This window comes from Streptomyces sp. NPDC058620 (assembly GCF_042717135.1).
Lineage (GTDB): Bacteria > Actinomycetota > Actinomycetes > Streptomycetales > Streptomycetaceae > Streptomyces.
Genome location: NZ_JBHXQO010000067.1, coordinates 13,501 through 30,757, shown reverse-complemented (window position 1 = coordinate 30,757; position 17,257 = coordinate 13,501). Strand labels below are relative to the sequence as shown.

At 70.7% G+C, this 17,257-nt stretch carries 16 protein-coding genes; 7 read left to right on the top strand and 9 right to left on the bottom strand.

Annotation, left to right across the window (positions count from 1 at the left end; all coding sequences use genetic code 11):
- Positions 1-52 precede the first annotated feature (52 nt).
- The 3 genes from ACFWSK_RS33310 to ACFWSK_RS33300 all read right to left on the bottom strand — a co-directional run bounded on the left by ACFWSK_RS33310 (position 53) and on the right by ACFWSK_RS33300 (position 3,520).
- Complete coding sequence (locus ACFWSK_RS33310) at positions 53-1,606, bottom strand: ABC transporter substrate-binding protein (protein WP_383794560.1); 1,554 nt, start codon at positions 1,604-1,606, stop codon at positions 53-55.
- A 244-nt stretch (positions 1,607-1,850) separates the two neighbouring features.
- Positions 1,851-3,185 (bottom strand): metallophosphoesterase, encoded by a 1,335-nt coding sequence (locus ACFWSK_RS33305; RefSeq protein WP_383794563.1) that lies wholly within the window; start codon positions 3,183-3,185, stop codon positions 1,851-1,853.
- An 89-nt stretch (positions 3,186-3,274) separates the two neighbouring features.
- Entirely contained in the window at positions 3,275-3,520 is a 246-nt protein-coding gene (locus ACFWSK_RS33300) for an SCO4848 family membrane protein (RefSeq protein WP_383794557.1), read from the bottom strand.
- A 157-nt stretch (positions 3,521-3,677) separates the two neighbouring features.
- Between ACFWSK_RS33300 and ACFWSK_RS33295 the strand changes: the two genes are divergently transcribed.
- On the top strand, positions 3,678-4,934 hold the full coding sequence (locus tag ACFWSK_RS33295) for a D-alanyl-D-alanine carboxypeptidase family protein (RefSeq protein ID WP_383794554.1): 1,257 nt from the start codon (positions 3,678-3,680) through the stop codon (positions 4,932-4,934).
- Here the strand turns inward: ACFWSK_RS33295 and ACFWSK_RS33290 are convergent.
- Entirely contained in the window at positions 4,882-5,844 is a 963-nt protein-coding gene (locus ACFWSK_RS33290) for a YihY/virulence factor BrkB family protein (protein WP_383794551.1), read from the bottom strand. The two genes, ACFWSK_RS33295 and ACFWSK_RS33290, sit on opposite strands and share 53 nt — an antisense overlap.
- Positions 5,845-6,006: 162 nt before the next feature.
- Here ACFWSK_RS33290 and ACFWSK_RS33285 point away from each other — a divergent pair, with 162 nt between their 5' ends.
- A complete protein-coding gene (locus tag ACFWSK_RS33285) occupies positions 6,007-7,356 on the top strand; it encodes an FAD-binding protein (RefSeq protein ID WP_383794549.1) in 1,350 nt (449 codons plus the stop codon).
- Between the two features lie 103 nt (positions 7,357-7,459).
- On the top strand, positions 7,460-8,215 hold the full coding sequence (locus ACFWSK_RS33280) for a decaprenylphospho-beta-D-erythro-pentofuranosid-2-ulose 2-reductase (protein ID WP_383794546.1): 756 nt from the start codon (positions 7,460-7,462) through the stop codon (positions 8,213-8,215).
- Positions 8,216-8,279: 64 nt separating this feature from the next.
- On the opposite strand, the gene ACFWSK_RS33275 is transcribed toward ACFWSK_RS33280, so the two are convergent.
- Together ACFWSK_RS33275 and trpS are read right to left on the bottom strand one after the other, a co-directional pair.
- Positions 8,280-8,870, bottom strand: a complete 591-nt coding sequence (locus ACFWSK_RS33275; protein ID WP_383794544.1) for a 2'-5' RNA ligase family protein — start codon at positions 8,868-8,870, stop codon at positions 8,280-8,282.
- A gap of 90 nt (positions 8,871-8,960) precedes the next feature.
- The gene (gene trpS / locus ACFWSK_RS33270; protein WP_383794540.1) at positions 8,961-9,974 is read right to left on the bottom strand and encodes a tryptophan--tRNA ligase; all 1,014 of its coding nucleotides are present in this window, start codon (positions 9,972-9,974) and stop codon (positions 8,961-8,963) included.
- On the opposite strand from trpS, the gene ACFWSK_RS33265 reads away from it, so the two are divergent.
- The gene (locus ACFWSK_RS33265; RefSeq protein WP_383794537.1) at positions 9,861-10,565 is read left to right on the top strand and encodes an RNA polymerase sigma factor; all 705 of its coding nucleotides are present in this window, start codon (positions 9,861-9,863) and stop codon (positions 10,563-10,565) included. The two genes, trpS and ACFWSK_RS33265, sit on opposite strands and share 114 nt — an antisense overlap.
- An 11-nt stretch (positions 10,566-10,576) precedes the next feature.
- The gene (gene rocD / locus ACFWSK_RS33260; RefSeq protein WP_383794534.1) at positions 10,577-11,782 is read left to right on the top strand and encodes an ornithine--oxo-acid transaminase; all 1,206 of its coding nucleotides are present in this window, start codon (positions 10,577-10,579) and stop codon (positions 11,780-11,782) included.
- Positions 11,783-11,882: 100 nt separating this feature from the next.
- On the opposite strand, the gene ACFWSK_RS33255 is transcribed toward rocD, so the two are convergent.
- Entirely contained in the window at positions 11,883-13,283 is a 1,401-nt protein-coding gene (locus ACFWSK_RS33255; protein WP_383794531.1) for a PLP-dependent aminotransferase family protein, read from the bottom strand.
- A gap of 47 nt (positions 13,284-13,330) precedes the next feature.
- Here ACFWSK_RS33255 and ACFWSK_RS33250 point away from each other — a divergent pair, with 47 nt between their 5' ends.
- Both ACFWSK_RS33250 and ACFWSK_RS33245 read left to right on the top strand, forming a co-directional pair.
- Positions 13,331-13,843 carry a carboxymuconolactone decarboxylase family protein gene (locus ACFWSK_RS33250; RefSeq protein ID WP_383794527.1) on the top strand — a complete coding sequence of 171 codons (513 nt, stop codon included), beginning with the start codon at positions 13,331-13,333 and terminating at the stop codon, positions 13,841-13,843.
- Positions 13,844-13,902: 59 nt separating this feature from the next.
- Positions 13,903-14,646, top strand: a complete 744-nt coding sequence (locus ACFWSK_RS33245; RefSeq protein WP_383794524.1) for an isocitrate lyase/phosphoenolpyruvate mutase family protein — start codon at positions 13,903-13,905, stop codon at positions 14,644-14,646.
- A gap of 87 nt (positions 14,647-14,733) precedes the next feature.
- Here ACFWSK_RS33245 and ACFWSK_RS33240 read toward each other — a convergent pair whose 3' ends face one another.
- Both ACFWSK_RS33240 and ACFWSK_RS33235 read right to left on the bottom strand, forming a co-directional pair.
- Positions 14,734-15,723, bottom strand: coding sequence for a malate dehydrogenase (locus tag ACFWSK_RS33240; protein ID WP_383794521.1), 990 nt, complete (start codon positions 15,721-15,723; stop codon positions 14,734-14,736).
- Positions 15,724-15,875: 152 nt separating this feature from the next.
- A complete protein-coding gene (locus ACFWSK_RS33235) occupies positions 15,876-17,018 on the bottom strand; it encodes a DUF2690 domain-containing protein (RefSeq protein ID WP_383794518.1) in 1,143 nt (380 codons plus the stop codon).
- Positions 17,019-17,257: the final 239 nt, after the last annotated feature.

Genomic DNA, 17,257 nt, shown 5'->3' with positions numbered 1-17,257 from the left:
CCCGTACCTTCCCTCAAAGGGAAGGTACGGGGCCGCTGTGCGAACGGGCCGGTCAGATCCAGTTCAGTTCCCACAGGCGCCAGATGCCGGTGCCGTCCGAGAGGTACTGCGAACCGGACACGTCCGTCTTGCTGACGACGTAGTCCTTCTTCTGCCACAGCGGTACGAGCGGCACGTCCTCGCCGACCAGGGCCTGGAGCTCCTTGAAGTCGGACGAGGTGCGGCTGCGGTCGCTGTACTGGAGCGTCGACGTGATCAGCGCGTCCATCTGCTTGCTGGTGTAGCCGTTGTGGAGGCTGTTCTGGCGGCCGACCAGCGGCTGGCTGAAGGTGTCGGGGTCCGGGTAGTCGGGAAGCCAGCCGACGGTGTACGCGTCGTAGTCGCCCGCCGCGTACCCCTTCTGGAAGTCCTCCCACGCCACGGCCTTCACCGAGACCTTGAACAGGCCGTCCTTCTCCAGCTGGCGGCGCAGCTCCGCGGTCTCCTTCGTGTACGAGGAGTCGGCGCGGTAGGCGAAGTTGATGTGGAGCGGCGTCTCCACGCCGGCTTCCTGCATCAGCCTCTTGGCGCGCTGGGCGTCGGGCTGGGGGTACGCGTCGAAGAACGGGGTGCTGTGCCCGATGTAGCCCTGCGGAATCAGCGAGTACAGCGGCTCGACGGTGCTCTTGTACACGTCGGTCACCAGCGGGCCGCGGTCGATGATCGACGCGATGGCCTGACGGACCTTCTTGTTCGCCAGCGGGGCGCCCTCACGGACGTTGAAGACGAGGTTGCGGATCTCGGCGCTGTCGGCCTCGGTGACGCGCAGCTCGGGGTCGGCCGGGTTCAGCTCGGAGAGCCTGGCGGGCGGCAGCTGACGGTGCGTGACATCGAGCACGGAGGCGTTCCACGCCGTCAGGAGCTCTTCGGAACCCTCGTAGTAGCGGATGGTGACCGGCACTCCGGTCTCCTTCAGCGCGCCCCTGTACTTGGGGTTGGGCGCCAGCTCGGCGCTCACACCGCGCTCGTACGCCTTGAGCACGTACGGCCCCGAGCCGTCGACCTGGCTCCCGGGGCGCAGCTTGTCGGCCGGGTACTGCTCGCGGTCGACGATCGAACCGGCGCCGGTGGCCAGCTTCTGAGGGAACGTCGCGTCGCGCGCGGAGAGGTTGAACGTGATCATCCGGTCGTCGGCCACGACCGACTTGAGGCTCGGGAACAGCACCGAGGGGCCGACGTCCGTCTTGATCCTGAGCATCCGCTCGAAGGAGTACTCGACGTCCTTCGCCGTGACCTTCCGGCCGTTGGAGAACGTCAGGTCGTCGCGGAGCTCGCACTGGTACGTCTGGAGCTTCTGCCCGAGGAAGCCACAGCTCTCGGCAGCGTCGGGCTCCGGCACGATCGCACCGGACTTGAAGGTCATGAGGGACTGGTACAGGTTGCTGTAGATCGCCCAGGAACCGGCGTCGTACGCGCCCGCCGGGTCCAGTGAGGTGACGGCGTCCGTGGTACCGACCGCGACGGGGTCCTTCTTCACCTCGTCCGAGGGAAGCAGTTGCCAGGCGCCGACGCCTGCGATGACCAATACCGCGAATATCGCGAGAATCCGTACCCGGATCGACCGCATTGCCGTGCTCTCCCTTACCAGCCCCACCTCGGCAGATGTGCTCAGACACGCACATCACCGCATGCTCGCGCCTACCTAATCACACGATTTTCACATCTGGAAGAGTAAAAGGGACACTCACAGCCTTTTGTTCGGCACTTGAAACCATGAAGGTCCGAAATGGCTGAATCAACCCCCCGGGCCAGGAGATTTCGTCGCTGACTGTGATGGTCCTGTGCGTTTTTCGCACGCAACCCGGCGGCTGCTACGCCTGCCGGGAAGCGAGCTCCACGACCGTGATGTCGGACGGCGCGCCCACCCGCACGGGAGGCCCCCAGGCCCCCGCTCCGCGCGAGACGTAGAGCTGGGTGTCGCCGAAGCGTTCGAGCCCGGCGACCGTCGGATTGGCCAGCCCGGCAAGGAGGTTGCCGGGCCAGAGCTGACCGCCGTGGGTGTGCCCGGAGAGCTGGAGGTCGACGCCGTGCTCGACGGCGTCATGGATGACGACCGGCTGGTGGGCGAGGAGGACGGAGGCACGGCCGCGGTCCCGGTCGCCGAGTGCGCGTACGAAGTCCGGGCCCTGGCCCTCGCTCTCCCCCGCGACGTCGTTGACTCCTGCGAGGTCGAAGCCGTCGATCTCCACCCGGGCGTTCTCCAGCGGGTGCAGGCCCAGTTCCCGCACGTGGTCGACCCATTGGGCGGCACCGGAGAAGTACTCGTGGTTCCCGGTGACGAAGTAGCTTCCGTGGCGGGCTTCGAGCCCGGCCAGGGGTTCGGCCGCCGTGCCGAGGTCGGCGACGGAGCCGTCGACGAGGTCTCCGACGACAGCGATCAGATCCGGCCGCGTCCGGTTGATCGTGTCGACGATCCGCCGGGTGTGCGCACGTCCGAGGATGGGCCCGAGGTGGATGTCGCTGACGACGGCGATGCGGTAACCGTGCGCCGAGCGCGGCAGCTTGGCGAGGGGCACGGTGACCCGCTTGACCCGGGGGCCGCGCAGCACGCCGTGCGTGCCGTATCCGACGGTGGCGAGCCCCGCGACGGCGGCCGCGCCGCCGACCGCCCTGGCGACGAACAGCCGCCGTGAGGGCAACGCGAGGGACGGGGCCGAGGACGCGGGCGCGGGCGCGGGGTCCGCCGCACCGTCCGGCTCGGGAGTCCGGGGCGCGTGTGAGGGCGCACCGGACGGAACCAGTGCGTCGTTACGGTTCCTGGCCTCGGTGCGCGGTCCGGTGCCCGCCTCCGCGCTCACCTCGGATTCCGTCCGCCGCGCCGCGGCACGGTCCCGGCGGTCTAGCACCCGGCGCAGGACGGGCCGCACGGCCTCGCCGGCCAGCAGAGCCAGCGTCAGATAGAGCAGCGCCGCGAGCCACAGGAAGCCCGGCCACGCCAGCACCTGCTGCAGCCAGAAGGGGGCGCCCGCGCGGCCGGAGACCATCGCCCCGACGGACAGCAGCGGCAGGACGAAGGCCGCCACCGTGCCCGCCCTGCGCAGCGCGCTGCCCGGAGCCGTCGTGTCGCCGACGAAGCGCCGCCACACATAGCGGTGCACGCCCGCGAGCAGCGCGATTACCGCGACGGCCACCAGCACGAAGACCACGATCACTTCTGCTCCCCCACCCACACGTCGGCCGGCGCCCGCTCGTGCCCCGGCTCGTCACTCGTCCCGGGCTCGGTGCCCCCGGCTTGTCATGTGCGCTCTGCGCGCAAAGCCCTGAGGCCACGGAACCCGATCACGCCGACCGCCGTCCCCAGGAGAAACGACGCGATGGCGAGCAGCAGATGCACCCAGAAGTACGCCGTCGGGTCGCCCGCGTCGTCGAACGCGAGCCCGCTGCCGTCCTTCCATAGATTCCTGGCGAAAGTGACCCAGATGAACCAGCTCCACACCCCGAAGGCGAGCAGGAACCAGGAGACGGAGCGGCTGAGCTTCATGGATTCAGTATCGCCTTCGTCCGCCGGACGCCTCGCCCGGGGTGGGGGCCCCTCGGAGGGGCCAGCCGGCGGCCCGGGTGGGCTGTCCCGGCGGTACGCCCGGCGGGTCAGAGCATCGGGGTCCCCATCCAGAACTTCGCCCTGTACGTTTTCGACCGTGCCTGCACTGAAAAAGACCGTACTGACGGTCACCTCCGCCGCGTTGCTGTCCATGTTTGTCATCAGCCCCGCTTCGGCGGCCGACAAGGACAAGACCGACGACAAACAGCCGAAGCCCACCCAGCGGATGTCGCAGGTCGGCGGGGAACAGCTGGGACGGGTCGGCACCCAGGTGAACCTCGGCCCCGGCGCCCCGGTCCTGCCCAAGGGACTCACCGGCCGGTCGTGGATCGTGGCCGACGCGGAGAACGGCCAGGTGCTCGCCGCGCACAACTCCCACTGGCGGCTGCCTCCCGCCTCCACGCTGAAGATGCTCTTCGCGGACACGCTCCTGACGCAGCCGGAGCTGCTGCCGAAGACGAAGACCCACGACGTGACCGACACGGAACTCGCGGATGTGGGCGAGGGAAGCAGTCTCGTGGGCATCAAGGAGGACCACACCTACACGGTGCACGATCTGTGGCTCGGTGTGTTCCTGCGCTCGGGCAACGACTCGGTGCACGTGCTGTCGTCGATGTTCGGCGGTGTCGCCAGGACGGTCGACGCCATGCAGGAGCACGCCGAGGAACTGCAGGCCCTCGACACGACGGTGGTCTCGCCCGACGGCTACGACTCCCCGCGCCAGGTCTCCAGCGCGTACGACCTCACACTGTTCGCCCGCAGCGGGCTGCAGAAGCCGGACTTCCGCGAGTACGCCGCGACGGCCTCCGCCACGTTCCCCGGCGAGAAGAAGAAGGGGAAGAAGCGCGAGACCTTCGAGATCCAGAACACCAACCGGCTCATGACCGGTGACATCGGCGTGGATCCGTACAAGGGCATCGCGGGCGTCAAGAACGGCTACACGACTCATGCGGGCAACACCTTCACCGGTGTCGCCGAGCGCGACGGCAAGGTACTGCTCGTCACGGTCATGAATCCGTCGTCGGACGAGAGCCACGCCGTCTACAAGGAGGCGGCGAGCCTCCTCGACTGGGGCTTCGCCGCGAGCGGCAAGGTGACCCCGGTCGGCGAGCTCGTCCCCCCGAAGTCCGTGGACACCGGGGCCGGGAAGGGCGCCCAGCCCGCCAGTGGCGCCAACACGTCGAAGCAGGACAGGAAGGACGCCAAGGCCGTCGCCGCCGACACCGGCTCCAGCGGGGTCGGGATCGCCCTGGCGATCGTCGGCGGGCTGCTGGTGGCACTGTCGGCCGCGGTGTTCCTGGTCAACCGGCGCTGGCCGCTGCCAGACCTGGTCCGGCGTCTCCCCCGCCGCTGACCTTCCGCCCCGCGTCCGGCGCCCCGTCGCCCTCCGCCTCGTCCGGCTCCCCGGCCTGTTCCCTGCTCCGCGTCGCCGTCCAGGCGGCGCAGAAGAGCAGGAGTTTCGCGCTGAAGTTGATCCACAGGAGCAGGGCGACCGGCACGCCGAACGCGCCGTACATGCTCTTCCCCGCGACATCCCTCATATAGCTGCCGAGCAGCAGTTTGAGCAGCTCGAAGCCGACCGCGCCGATGAGGCCCGCGACCACGAGCCGCCGCCGCGGCGGCTGCACTCCCGGAAGCAGCGTCAGCAGGTAGAGCAGCAGCAGGAAGCCGGCGAGCACCGACACCACGAGGGCGGCGATCTGCAGCAGCACGCCGCCCCAGCCGTCACCCGGGATGCCCAGCCGGTCGGCGGTCCAGCCGACCGCCGTGGACCCGATCGCGGAGACGGCGAACGTCAGGAGGGCCGCGCCACCGAGCCCGAGGAGCACCCCGGCGTCCTTGAGCTTGCGCAGGACCGGATTCCCCTCGTCCACGTCGTCGATGCCCCAGACCGCGCGCAGGCAGTCCCGCATCGAGCCGACCCAGCCGATACCGGTGAAGAGCAGCAGCGCACCGGCGACCAGACCGACCGTGCCCGCGTGGGCCACCAGGTTGTCGATGCCGAGCTGGTCGGAGATGCCGGGGACCTGCTCGGCGATCTTGTCCTCGATCTTCTTCAGCTGGTCGGCGGAGAGCAGCGCGGCACCGATCGCCGCGCCGACCGCGATCAGCGGGAAGAGCGCGAGAAAGCTGATGAAGGTGATCGCGGCGGCGAGCCGGGCCCAGTGGGCGCGGTCCAGCGTTTCGTACGAGCGGTAGGCATGGGTCAACATCAGCCGGGCGACGAGCGGCCCGATCACGGGGAGTTTTTTCAGCCAGTCCATCACCTACGCGTACCCTCCACGGCGTCAAAAACCGGGCGTCCCCCTCCGGTTGCTTCGAAAGTTTCCACTTCAAGCGGCTGCGACACCCCAGCAATCCCCCATTTCGGTGAGTGTTGTAACAAATCCCTCAAAGGTGTTTTCCCGGGCGATAACGTCACCATCATGTCTGTCGACACCGTCTCCATGACCGGCTGGGGCCGCACCGCCCCGACGACCGCGCTGCGGTTCCGGCCCCGTACGTACGAGGAGGCGGTGGCCGCGGTGCGCGGCTGCGGACCCCGCGGTTCCATCGCTCGCGGCCTCGGCCGCGCCTACGGCGACGCCGCGCAGAACGCGGGCGGCTCCGTCCTCGACATGACCGCCCTCAACCGCATCCACGGCGTCGACACCAGCAGGGGCACGGTGGTCTGCGACGCCGGGGTGAGCCTGCACCGGCTGATGCACGCGCTCCTGCCGCTCGGCTGGTTCCTGCCGGTCACCCCCGCGACCCGCTACATCACCGTGGGCGGCGCGATCGGCTCCGACGTCCACGGCCGCAACCACCACGCCTCCGGGTCCTTCTCCCGGCACGTGCACGCCCTGGAGCTGCTGACCGCCGACGGTGAGGTCCGGACGGTCCATCCCGGCACAGAACTGTTCGACGCGACGGCGGGCGGCATGGGGCTCACCGGCGTCATCCTCTCCGCCACGATCGGCCTGCGCCCCGTCACGACCTCGTGGATGTCGGTCGACACCGAACGGACCACCGACCTGGACGACCTGATGGCCCGTCTCACGACGGACGGCCACCGCTCCACGTACACGGCCGCCTGGATCGATCTCCTGGCGCGCGGCAGGTCCACGGGACGCGCCGTACTCACGCACGGGGAGCACGCACCACTGGACGCGCTCCCGGCGCGCGCCCGGCGCACCCCTCTCCTGTTCCGCCCCGTCCATCTGCCCGCCGTTCCGCCGTACGTACCGGAAGGGCTGCTGGGCAGGGCGTCCCTCGCCCTGTTCAACGAACTCCGCTACCGCACGGCTCCCAGGCGCCGCACCGGAGAGCTTCAGCGGATCCCCGCCTTCTTCCACGCCCTGGACGGTGTCCCGCACTGGAACCGCGTCTACGGCCGCAGCGGCTCCGTGCAGTACCAGTTCGTCGTCGGACACGGCCAGGAGGAGACGCTCCGGCGCATCGTCCGCCGGATCTCACTGCGCCGCTGCCCCTCGTTCCAGGCCGTGCTCAAACGGTTCGGCGAAGGCGACCCCGGCTGGCTGTCGTTCCCGATGCCCGGCTGGACCCTCGCCCTCGGCCTGCCGGCCGCGCTCCCCGGCCTGGCGGGCTTCATGGACGAACTCGACGAGGAGGTGGCCGCGGCCGGCGGCCGGGTCTATCTGGCGAAGGACGCGCGACTGCGCCCGGAGTTGCTGGCCGCGATGTATCCGCGGCTGGGCGAATTCCGCGCGCTGCGCGCGGAACTGGACCCGAACGGAGCGTTCCGTTCGGACCTGTCCCGCCGACTCGCCCTCTGATGCCCCGCCCCTGATCTCCGCGCCACCTCCGGCCGCTTCCGGCGCATTGCCCCTGCTCCCCTCCTGCTTCCCCCCTGCTTCCGCCCTGACCAGGAGTGTTTCCATGAAGGACGCCTTCGGTGCTCCGCAGTCCCTGCTCGTTCTCGGCGGCACCTCGGAGATCGGCCTGGCCACCGCGCGCCGTCTGATCAGCCGCCGCACCCGCACGGTCCGGCTGGCCGGGCGGCCGTCCCCAGCCCTGGAGGAGGCCGCCGCCGGTCTGCGGGCGCTCGGCGCCGACGTCCATACGGTCACGTTCGACGCCCTGGCCCCCGAGTCGCACGAGGCGACGCTCGGCGCGCTGTTCGCCGAGGAGGACATCGACATGGTGCTGATGGCGTTCGGTGTACCGGGCGACCAGGCACGCGACGAGGAGGAACCGCTCGCCGCGGTCCGGGTCGCCCAGACCAACTACACGGGGGCGGTCTCCGCCGGATTGGTGTGCGCCGGCGCACTCCAGGCGCAGGGGCACGGGTCGCTCGTCGTGCTCTCCTCAGTGGCGGGGGAACGCGCCCGGCGCGCCGACTTCATCTACGGGTCGAGCAAGGCCGGTCTGGACACGTTCGCCCAGGGCCTGGGGGACGCGCTGCAGGGCACCGGGGTGCAGGTGATGGTCGTACGCCCCGGCTTCGTACGGTCGAGGAAGACGGCAGGCATGCCGGAGACACCGCTGGAGACGACCCCGGAGGCAGTCGCGGACGCGATCGTGACAGGGCTGCGGCGGCGCTCGGAGACGGTGTGGGTGCCCGGAACGCTACGGGTGGTGATGTCGGCGCTGCGCCACGTGCCGCGGCCGCTGTTCCGTCGGCTCCCGGTCTAGGACCTCGGGACCGCGCGGTCCAGGGCTTCCGGCCGCGCGGGTCAGGGCTTCCGGCCGTACGGGGTCAGGTGTGCAGGGACGGCTGGTCGACGGAGCTGCCGCCCTGGGCGGGCACGGCGGGCGCCCCGCCTCCCGCGCCGAACGGGAACTCGTTGATCTTGCGCCAGACGGCGTCGGCGCCCTGCTCGTACAGAGCGAAGGAACCACACGTCCAGGCCGCCTCGTAGACGGACAGCTCCTCGTAGGCCCGGTCCATCGCCTCCTCGGCAATGCCGTGCGCCACCGTCACGTGGGGGTGGTACGGGAACTGGAGATCGCGCACCAGCGGCCCGGAGGCGTCCCTGACCCGCTTCTGGAGCCAGGCACAGGCCGAGGCACCTTCGACGACCTGCACGAAGACGACCGGGGAGAGGGGCCGGAAGGTCCCCGTTCCGGACAGCCGCATCGGGAAGGGGCGGCCGGCCGCCGCGATCTGCGCGAGATGCGCCTCGATCGCGGGCAGGTCGGCCGCCTGCGCCTCGGTCGGCGGGAGAAGCGTGACGTGGGTGGGAATGCCATGCGCGGCAGGGTCCCCGAAGCTCGCGCGCCGCTCTTGGAGCAGGCTGCCGTAGGGCTCCGGGACCGCGATCGAAACGCCAAGCGTTACGGTCCCCACGTCGTTCTCCTCAGTCTTCGATGGTCGATTTTCGGTCGTGCCGACGCCAGTGTGCCGCCTGGGACCGCGTTCTCGCCAGGGTCCTTGGACTCAGTGCTTGGCGGGCAGAAGGCCCATTCGGTCGTAGGTCTGCGCCAGGGTCTCCGCGGCGACGGCCCTGGCCTTCTCCGCACCCTTGGCCAGGATCGAGTCCAGCGTCTCAGGATCGTCCAGATATTCCTGCGTACGGGTGCGGAAGGGGGTGACGAACTCCACCATGACCTCCGCGAGGTCGGTCTTCAGCGCACCGTAGCCCTTGCCTTCGTACTTCTGCTCCAGATCCACGATTCCGGCCCCCGTCAGGGTGGAGTAGATGGACAGGAGGTTGCTGACGCCGGGCTTCTTCTCCGCGTCGAAACGGATGACCGTGTCGGTGTCGGTGACCGCGCTCTTGACCTTCTTGGCCGTGACCTTCGGCTCGTCCAGGAGATTGATGAGGCCCTTCGGCGTCGACGCCGACTTGCTCATCTTGATCGTCGGGTCCTGGAGGTCGTAGATCTTCGCCGTCTCCTTCAGGATGTACGGCGACGGGACGGTGAACGTCTGTCCGAACCTGCCGTTGAAGCGCTCGGCGAGGTCGCGGGTGAGCTCGATGTGCTGACGCTGGTCCTCGCCGACCGGGACCTGGTTCGCCTGGTAGAGCAGGATGTCGGCGACCTGGAGCACCGGGTACGTGAACAGTCCGACGGTCGCCCGGTCCGCCCCCTGCTTGGCGGACTTGTCCTTGAACTGCGTCATGCGCGACGCCTCACCGAAGCCGGTCAGGCAGTTCATGATCCAGCCGAGCTGGGCGTGTTCGGGGACGTGGCTCTGGACGAAGAGCGTGCACCGCTCGGGGTCGAGACCGGCTGCCAGCAGCTGGGCGGCCGCGAGCCGGGTGTTCGAGCGCAGCTCCGCGGGGTCCTGCGGAACGGTGATCGCGTGCAGGTCCACGACCATGTAGAAGGCGTCGTGGGATTCCTGCAGCGCCACCCACTGGCGGACCGCACCGAGATAGTTGCCGAGGTGGAACGAGCCTGCGGTGGGCTGGATTCCGGAGAGCACGCGGGGGCGTTCAGAGGCCATAGAACTCATTGTCTCAGGTGCGGAACCGATCTCCGGCAACCGGTGTATGAAAGGTGCGAGGACGCGGGAGGGGGCCCTGCGGCACGGGCCGGAGGGGGCCGCGCCGTCGGCGACAGCACTGGGGGCGGCGCCGTCGGGCGGGCCGGAGGCCGAACCGGCAGTGGCGAGGCCGCGGTGGTCACCCGTGTGCGCGCCGGGGCGGCAGAGGCATACGCGCAGCTCGTGCGCGCTCACACGGGGGTCGCGCCGCGTGTCGCGGTCGCCTTCGGGGCGGGGGCGGACGCGGAGGGCGTGGTGCGGTCCGCCTTCCTCAAGGCGTATCAGTCCCTGGGGAGATTCCGGGGTGGTGCGGCCTTTCGTCCATGGTTGTTACGGATCGTCGTGAATGAGACGAGAAACACAGTGCGGTCGGCGTGCCGGGCGCGGGCGGTCCGGCCGCGAGGCCGGATTCCATGGCGCCGACCCGCTGATACCGGAGCCGGCGGGGCACAGGGAGGCAGCCGAGGCGCGCCGCGCAATGAAGGTTTCCCCGCCGGACAACCGACCGACGATACAAAGTGGGCACGACCCCCCGCCCACGCCGCACGATGAACGGAGATCCCGTGTCGACCACGGAAACAGCCATCGCCTCCGCCGAGGCGCACAGTGCGCACAATTACCACCCGTTGCCCGTCGTCGTCGCCTCGGCGGACGGTGCCTGGATGACCGATGTCGAGGGGCGCCGCTATCTCGACATGCTCGCCGGGTACTCGGCGCTCAACTTCGGTCACGGCAACCGCCGGCTGATCGACGCCGCCAAGGCCCAGCTGGACCGGGTCACACTCACCTCGCGCGCCTTCCACCACGACCGCTTCGCCGACTTCTGTACGCAGCTCGCGCAGTTGTGCGGGATGGAGATGGTCCTGCCCATGAACACCGGGGCGGAGGCCGTGGAGACCGCGGTCAAGACCGCCCGCAAGTGGGGGTACCGGGTCAAGGGTGTCCCCGACGGCATGGCGAAGATCATCGTCGCCGCCGACAACTTCCACGGCAGGACGACCACGATCGTCAGTTTCTCCACGGACCACGAGGCCCGGGCGGACTTCGGGCCGTACACACCGGGGTTCGAGATCGTGCCGTACGGGGACCTCACCGCCCTCCGCGCGGCGATGACCGAGAACACCGTGGCCGTTCTGATGGAGCCGATCCAGGGCGAGGCCGGGGTGCTGGTGCCGCCCGCCGGGTATCTCTCCGGGGTCCGGGAGCTGACCCGCGAGCGGAATGTGCTGTTCATCGCGGACGAGATCCAGTCGGGCCTGGGGAGGACCGGAAAGACCTTCGCCTGTGAGCACGAGGGCGTGGTGCCCGACATGTACGTGCTCGGCAAGGCACTCGGCGGGGGCGTCGTGCCCGTGTCGGCGGTGGTGTCCTCGGCGGCGGTGCTCGGTGTGTTCCGGCCGGGTGAGCACGGTTCGACGTTCGGGGGGAATCCGCTGGCCTGCGCGGTGGCGCTGGAGGTCGTCGCGATGCTGCGCACCGGTGAGTTCCAGCAGCGGGCGGCCGAACTGGGCGACCGCCTCCATCGCGAACTGGGCCTGCTGGTGGGCCAGGGGGCTGTGGACGCCGTCCGTGGCCGGGGTCTGTGGGCGGGCGTCGACGTCTCCCCCGCCCTCGGGACGGGCCGTGAGATCTCGGAGAAGCTGATGGATCGGGGGGTGCTGGTCAAGGACACCCACGGATCGACGATCCGCATCGCCCCGCCCCTCGTGATCAGCAAGGAGGACCTGGACTGGGGCCTGGACCAGCTCCGCGGCGTCCTGCACGGCTGACCTGGCGGGCCCGCGGGAGCCACTGGAGACCGTCGCGGACACCCAGGGGCCTTCGGGACCGCCGGAACCACCGGGAGGAGGGGTGGCCTCCCGGTTCCGGTCAGGGCAGCACGCGGCAGAGTGCCTCCAGCGTGCCCGACCAGGCGCTGTCCGGGGGCGAGCCGTAGCTGATCACCAGGGCCTCGCGCCCCGGCGCCGCCTCCGGGTGCCGGTAGCGGGACACGCCTTCCAGGGCCAGGCCCTGGAAGGCGGCGGCCTGGATCACCGATCGTTCGGTGCCTTCCGGGAGTTCGAGCACGGCGTGCAGGCCCGCGGCGATGCCGCTGACCCGGATGTCCGGCGCCCGTTCCGCGAGCGCGGCGACGAGCTGGTCGCGACGGCGCCGGTACCGCAGTCGCATGGACCGGACATGACGGTCGTACGCACCCGACGCGATGAACTCCGCGAGCGTCAGCTGGTCCAGCGCACCGGTCGCCCAGTCGGAGACGCCCTTCGCCTCCGTCACCTCCCCGACCAGTGCTGCCGGGAGCACCATCCAGGCCAGCCGCAGCCCGGGCGCCAGGGACTTGCTCGATGTACCGAGATAGACGACGCGTTCCGGATCGAGGTTCTGGAGCGCGCCGACCGGCTGCCGGTCGTAGCGGAACTCCCCGTCGTAGTCGTCCTCCAGGATCAGGCCCCCCGAGGACCGCGCCCAGTCGACGGCGGCGGCGCGCCGGTCGGGGTGGAGCGGGACACCCATCGGGAACTGATGCGCCGGAGTCATCAGGACCGCGCCCGCCTCCCTCATCGCCCCCAGTTCACCGGTCCGGGAACCCAGTTCGTCCAGCGGCAGGCACGGCGTGCGCAGCCCCGCCTCCCGCAGGAGATTCCAGTGCACGTCCAGTCCGTACGACTCGACGGCGACGTCCCTCACCCGGTGCCGCCGCAGCACCTTCCCCATCAGCATCAGACCGTGGACGAATCCGGAGCAGATCACGATCCGTTCGGGGTCCGCGTGTACCCCGCGGGCCCGGGACAGGTAGTCGGCCAGCACCGTGCGCAGTTCGACGCGCCCGCGCGGATCTCCGTAACCGAAGGCTTCGTTGGGGGCCGCGGTCAGTGCCCGCCGGGCCGCCTTCAGCCAGTCCGCGCGGGGGAAGGACGCGAGGTCGGGGGTCCCGGGATTGAGACTGTAGGCGGGCCGTCCCCGTACCGGCCGCGACCTCGGCGCCCTGGTGGCCACCCGGCGCGGGGCGGCCCGCTGGGCGACCGTGGTGCCGGACCCCTGGCGGGCGGTGAGCCAGCCCTCGGCGACGAGTTCGGCATAGGCGTCCGCGACGGTGTTCCGGGCCACCCCGAGATCGGCGGCGAGCGTACGGGACGACGGCAGCCGGGTGCCCGGCGTCAGCCGACCGCTCCGCACGGCCTCCCGCAGTGCCTCCATGAGTCCGCTGCGCAGTCCCCCGCCGAGCGGTTCGATGTGCAGGTCGGCTCCGAAAGTGGCCCAGGAATCCGTCATGTAAATGGACCATACCCGTGCGCCACCTGCCCCGTAGCGTCGTGTCCATGACGACGCACGAGCACGGCCGCACCTCCTCCGACTACGCCCCCGAACAGCCCGCCCGCCTGCCCTGGGCCCAGCTCGCCCCCGAGGTCTACAAGGCCATGGTCCGGCTGGACGTCGCCTCCCGTAAGGGCCTCGACCCGAAGCTGGTCGAGCTGGTGAAGATCCGGGCCTCGCAGATCAACCACTGCGCGTTCTGCCTGGACATGCACACGAAGGACGCCCTGGCGGCGGGCGAGTCCGTCGAGCGGATGATCCAGCTCAGCGCCTGGGAGGAGTCGCGGCACTTCTACACGGAGAGGGAGCTCGCGGCGATCGAACTGGCCGAGGCCGTGACGGTCCTGACCGACGGTTTCGTGCCGGACGAGGTGTACGCGAAGGCCGCCAAGCACTTCGAGGAGGCGGAGCTCGCCCAGCTGATCGCCGCCATCACGGTGATCAACGCCTGGAACCGGTTCGGGGTGGCCGCCCGGCTGGCCCCCGGCCACTACACCCCCGGCGACATCAAGCACTGACCACGGCACGCCCCAGCAGCACGCCGTCTACGCCGGCCACCCCTCCCCGGGAGTCCTTCATGCCCACGTCCGATCCGTTCTCCGTCTTCCGTGCACTGCATCAGGGACGTGCACCCGGCGACCCGCTGGTCCTGCCCGGCCCGTGGGACGCCGCGAGTGCCCGCACCTTCGAGGAGGCAGGCTTCCCGGCCCTCGCCACCCCGAGCGCGGCCGTCGCGGCCTCGCTCGGTCACGAGGACGGCCGGACACCCGCCGCCGACATGTTCGCGGCGGTGACCAGGATCGTGCGGTCGGTGTCCGTCCCCGTGTCCGCGGACATCGAGGCCGGTTACGGACTGGCCCCGGATGAGCTCGTGGAACGCCTCCTGGAGACGGGGGCCGTGGGCTGCAATCTGGAGGACTCCGTGGACGGGGTCCTCGTCGACGCGCACCGGCAGGCCGACCGGCTGGCGCAGGTGCGGTCCTGCGCGGGCGGCCGTCTCTTCGTCAACGCCCGCGTCGACACGTATCTCCGGGGCGGGCCGGGTGGCGCGGACCCCGAGGCCGAGACCATCGCCCGCGCCGTGCTCTACGCGGCGGCCGGCGCGGACTGCGTCTACCCGATCACCGCGCCCCCGGCCGCCCTCCCCCGCCTGGCCGCGGCGATCCCCGTCCCGCTCAACGCCAACGGTTCACCGCAGGACCCGCCGGGCCTGCGCCGCCTCGGCGAACTGGGCGCGGCGCGGATCACCTTCGGCCCCCTGATGCAGCAGCAGGCCATGGCGGCCGCGGGTGACATGGCCGGGAGGCTGCGCGGCCGCTGACGCCGGGTCCGGACAGCGAAGCGCCCCCGGCAGCGTGTGCTGCCGGGGGCGCTTCGTCGAACGGAAAGGCCGAACAGACGGGGCCGGTCAGATCAGACCGAGCTCACGCACCGCGTCGCGCTCCTCGGTGAGCTCCTGCACCGACGCGTCGATGCGCGCACGGGAGAACTCGTTGATGTCCAGGCCCTGGACGATCTCGTACGTGCCGTTCTTCGTGGTGACCGGGAAGGACGAGATGATGCCCTCGGGCACACCGTAGGAGCCGTCCGACGGGATACCCATCGAGGTCCAGTCGCCGGCGGCGGTGCCGTTGACCCACGTGTGCACGTGGTCGATGGCGGCGTTGGCGGCCGAGGCGGCCGAGGACGCGCCACGGGCCTCGATGATCGCGGCGCCGCGCTTGGCGACGGTCGGGATGAAGGTGTCGGCCAGCCACGCCTCGTCGTCGACGAGCTCGGCGGCGTTCTTGCCGGCGATCTCCGCGTGGAAGATGTCCGGGTACTGGGTCGCCGAGTGGTTGCCCCAGATCGTCAGCTTCTTGATGTCGGAGACGGCGGCGCCGGTCTTGGCGGCCAGCTGCGAGATCGCGCGGTTGTGGTCCAGACGGGTCATCGCGGTGAAGCGCTCCGCCGGTACGTCCGGGGCGGCGGCCTGCGCGATGAGCGCGTTGGTGTTGGCCGGGTTGCCGACGACGAGGACCTTGATGTCGTCCGCGGCGTTGTCGTTGATGGCCTTGCCCTGCGGCTTGAAGATGCCACCGTTGGCGGAGAGCAGGTCGCCGCGCTCCATGCCCTTCGTGCGCGGGCGGGCGCCGACGAGCAGAGCGACGTTCGCACCGGCGAAGCCGACGTTGGGGTCGTCCGTGATCTCGATGTTCCGCAGCAGCGGGAACGCGCAGTCGTCGAGCTCCATCGCGGTGCCCTCGGCTGCCTTGAGACCCTGCGGGATCTCGAGGAGTCGCAAGTTGACCGGCACGTCCGGGCCGAGCAGGTGGCCGGACGCGATGCGGAAGAGCAGCGCGTAGCCGATCTGGCCGGCTGCGCCGGTCACGGTGACATTCACGGGAGTGCGGGTCATGGCGATCTCCGTTAGACAGCTGGCGGTGGGGGTCCCTGCCCCTGGTGCTGGATACCTCTGAATCTTGACGTGAAGAGATATCCAGCGGTCAGGCTATCGGACCCGGGGCCCCACGGCCGCCCGCCCCCCTGTGGCGCAGCGCACACGCGCCGCTACTGAGGTGTGGTGCAGCCCTTCGTGCCGGAGGCGAGCGTCGCGCAGGCCGTGGCGTCGGCCGCCTTCCTCACCGCGACCATCGGGGTGTACGCGTCGGCGTCGGGCGTGTCAGCGGCACCGCCCACGTCCGCGTTCACCGTGCCTTCCTGCCCGTCCGCCCCGGCGCTGATCCGCACGGTGTCGCCGGGCGCCGCCTTGGTGATCCGGGCCCAGGAAGCCGCGCAGGTCTTGCTGTACCGGACCTCGACGAGGCTGGCGTCGACGGTGGCACTGGCGACCGTACGGGCGAGTTCGCCGCCGCAGCCCATGGCCTCCGGGTCCTGTCCCGTGCAGTCGGCGCCCGCGCACTCGACGCCCGCGGGAAGGGCCGGCGCCTTCGTCGTCGGGGAGGCCGACGGCTTCGCGTCGCTCCGCCCGTCCGCGTCACCGCCCGGGGCCAGCAGGACCGCACCGACGGCCACCAACAGTGCCCCGGCGATGCCCACGAGAAGCATCGTCAGCTTGCGGCGCCCACCGGGCCGCCGCACTCCTGCGCCACCGGGTCCGGGCCCGGCCCCCGGCCCTGCCCCCGCCCCGGCTCCTGGCGGTCCGAAGACGGCCGGGCCATGCGGTGGCACGCCGGACTCCTGGCGCGACGGCTGCCGGGGAGCCGCGGGTATCGGACCGCGCTGGACCGGCGCCGCGGACGGCAGACGGATTCCACCGAGCGCGTCGTCGCCACGGCCGGCGCCCGCCCCCGGGGCGGTGGAGACCCCCGTACCGGCACGGCCGCCCGGCCCTCCGCCAGCAGGAGCGGATCCGAACTCGCCGAGCGCGGCCCGCGCCTGGGAGATCCGGATGGCCTCCATCGTCATGTCGTGGCGCATTTCGGAGCGACTCCATGCGCGCTCCGCCAGCTCCCACATGGTCGTCAGATGATTCTGGTTGGTGCCCGTCACCTCGGCCAGGGCGACGATCGCCCCTCGGGGGGCGAGCAGCCGGCCGTTGAGATAGCGCTCCCACGACGTCTTGCTGTAGCCCGTGCGGTCAGCCACCGCGGCGAGGTTCAGCCCACTGCGGTCGACGAGCCTGCGCAGCTGGCCCGCGAACTCCTTGACCTGCGGGTCGAGTTCCTCCGGTAGTGCCTTCCAACGAGGCATTGCTCCCCCTTGTGTTCCCCCGAACGTGCCTGACGGGCGCCGCTCGCGACGCCGTTTCCGATGCCCCCTGCCCAGAACCGGTGGTCTCCCGTTCCGGGCTACCCAGGAGGATGCGCGATGCCGGGCGGTCAGTTCCTGACATGGGAGCGCACGGGAGCACTCGGTACGTCGGCGCGCTCCGCGAGCGCCCCGAGCCGGATGCGGTGACAGTCTGCCACCGTTGCGCGGCGATCACACCG

Coding starts and splice junctions, on each gene's coding strand:
- ACFWSK_RS33310 (WP_383794560.1), bottom strand. CDS start 1,606: ATGCGGTCGATCCGGGTACGGATTCTCGCGATATTCGCGGTATTGGTC.
- ACFWSK_RS33300 (WP_383794557.1), bottom strand. CDS start 3,520: ATGAAGCTCAGCCGCTCCGTCTCCTGGTTCCTGCTCGCCTTCGGGGTG.
- ACFWSK_RS33290 (WP_383794551.1), bottom strand. CDS start 5,844: ATGGACTGGCTGAAAAAACTCCCCGTGATCGGGCCGCTCGTCGCCCGG.
- ACFWSK_RS33285 (WP_383794549.1), top strand. CDS start 6,007: ATGTCTGTCGACACCGTCTCCATGACCGGCTGGGGCCGCACCGCCCCG.
- ACFWSK_RS33280 (WP_383794546.1), top strand. CDS start 7,460: ATGAAGGACGCCTTCGGTGCTCCGCAGTCCCTGCTCGTTCTCGGCGGC.
- trpS (WP_383794540.1), bottom strand. CDS start 9,974: ATGGCCTCTGAACGCCCCCGCGTGCTCTCCGGAATCCAGCCCACCGCA.
- ACFWSK_RS33255 (WP_383794531.1), bottom strand. CDS start 13,283: ATGACGGATTCCTGGGCCACTTTCGGAGCCGACCTGCACATCGAACCG.
- ACFWSK_RS33250 (WP_383794527.1), top strand. CDS start 13,331: ATGACGACGCACGAGCACGGCCGCACCTCCTCCGACTACGCCCCCGAA.
- ACFWSK_RS33245 (WP_383794524.1), top strand. CDS start 13,903: ATGCCCACGTCCGATCCGTTCTCCGTCTTCCGTGCACTGCATCAGGGA.
- ACFWSK_RS33240 (WP_383794521.1), bottom strand. CDS start 15,723: ATGACCCGCACTCCCGTGAATGTCACCGTGACCGGCGCAGCCGGCCAG.
- ACFWSK_RS33235 (WP_383794518.1), bottom strand. CDS start 17,018: ATGCCTCGTTGGAAGGCACTACCGGAGGAACTCGACCCGCAGGTCAAG.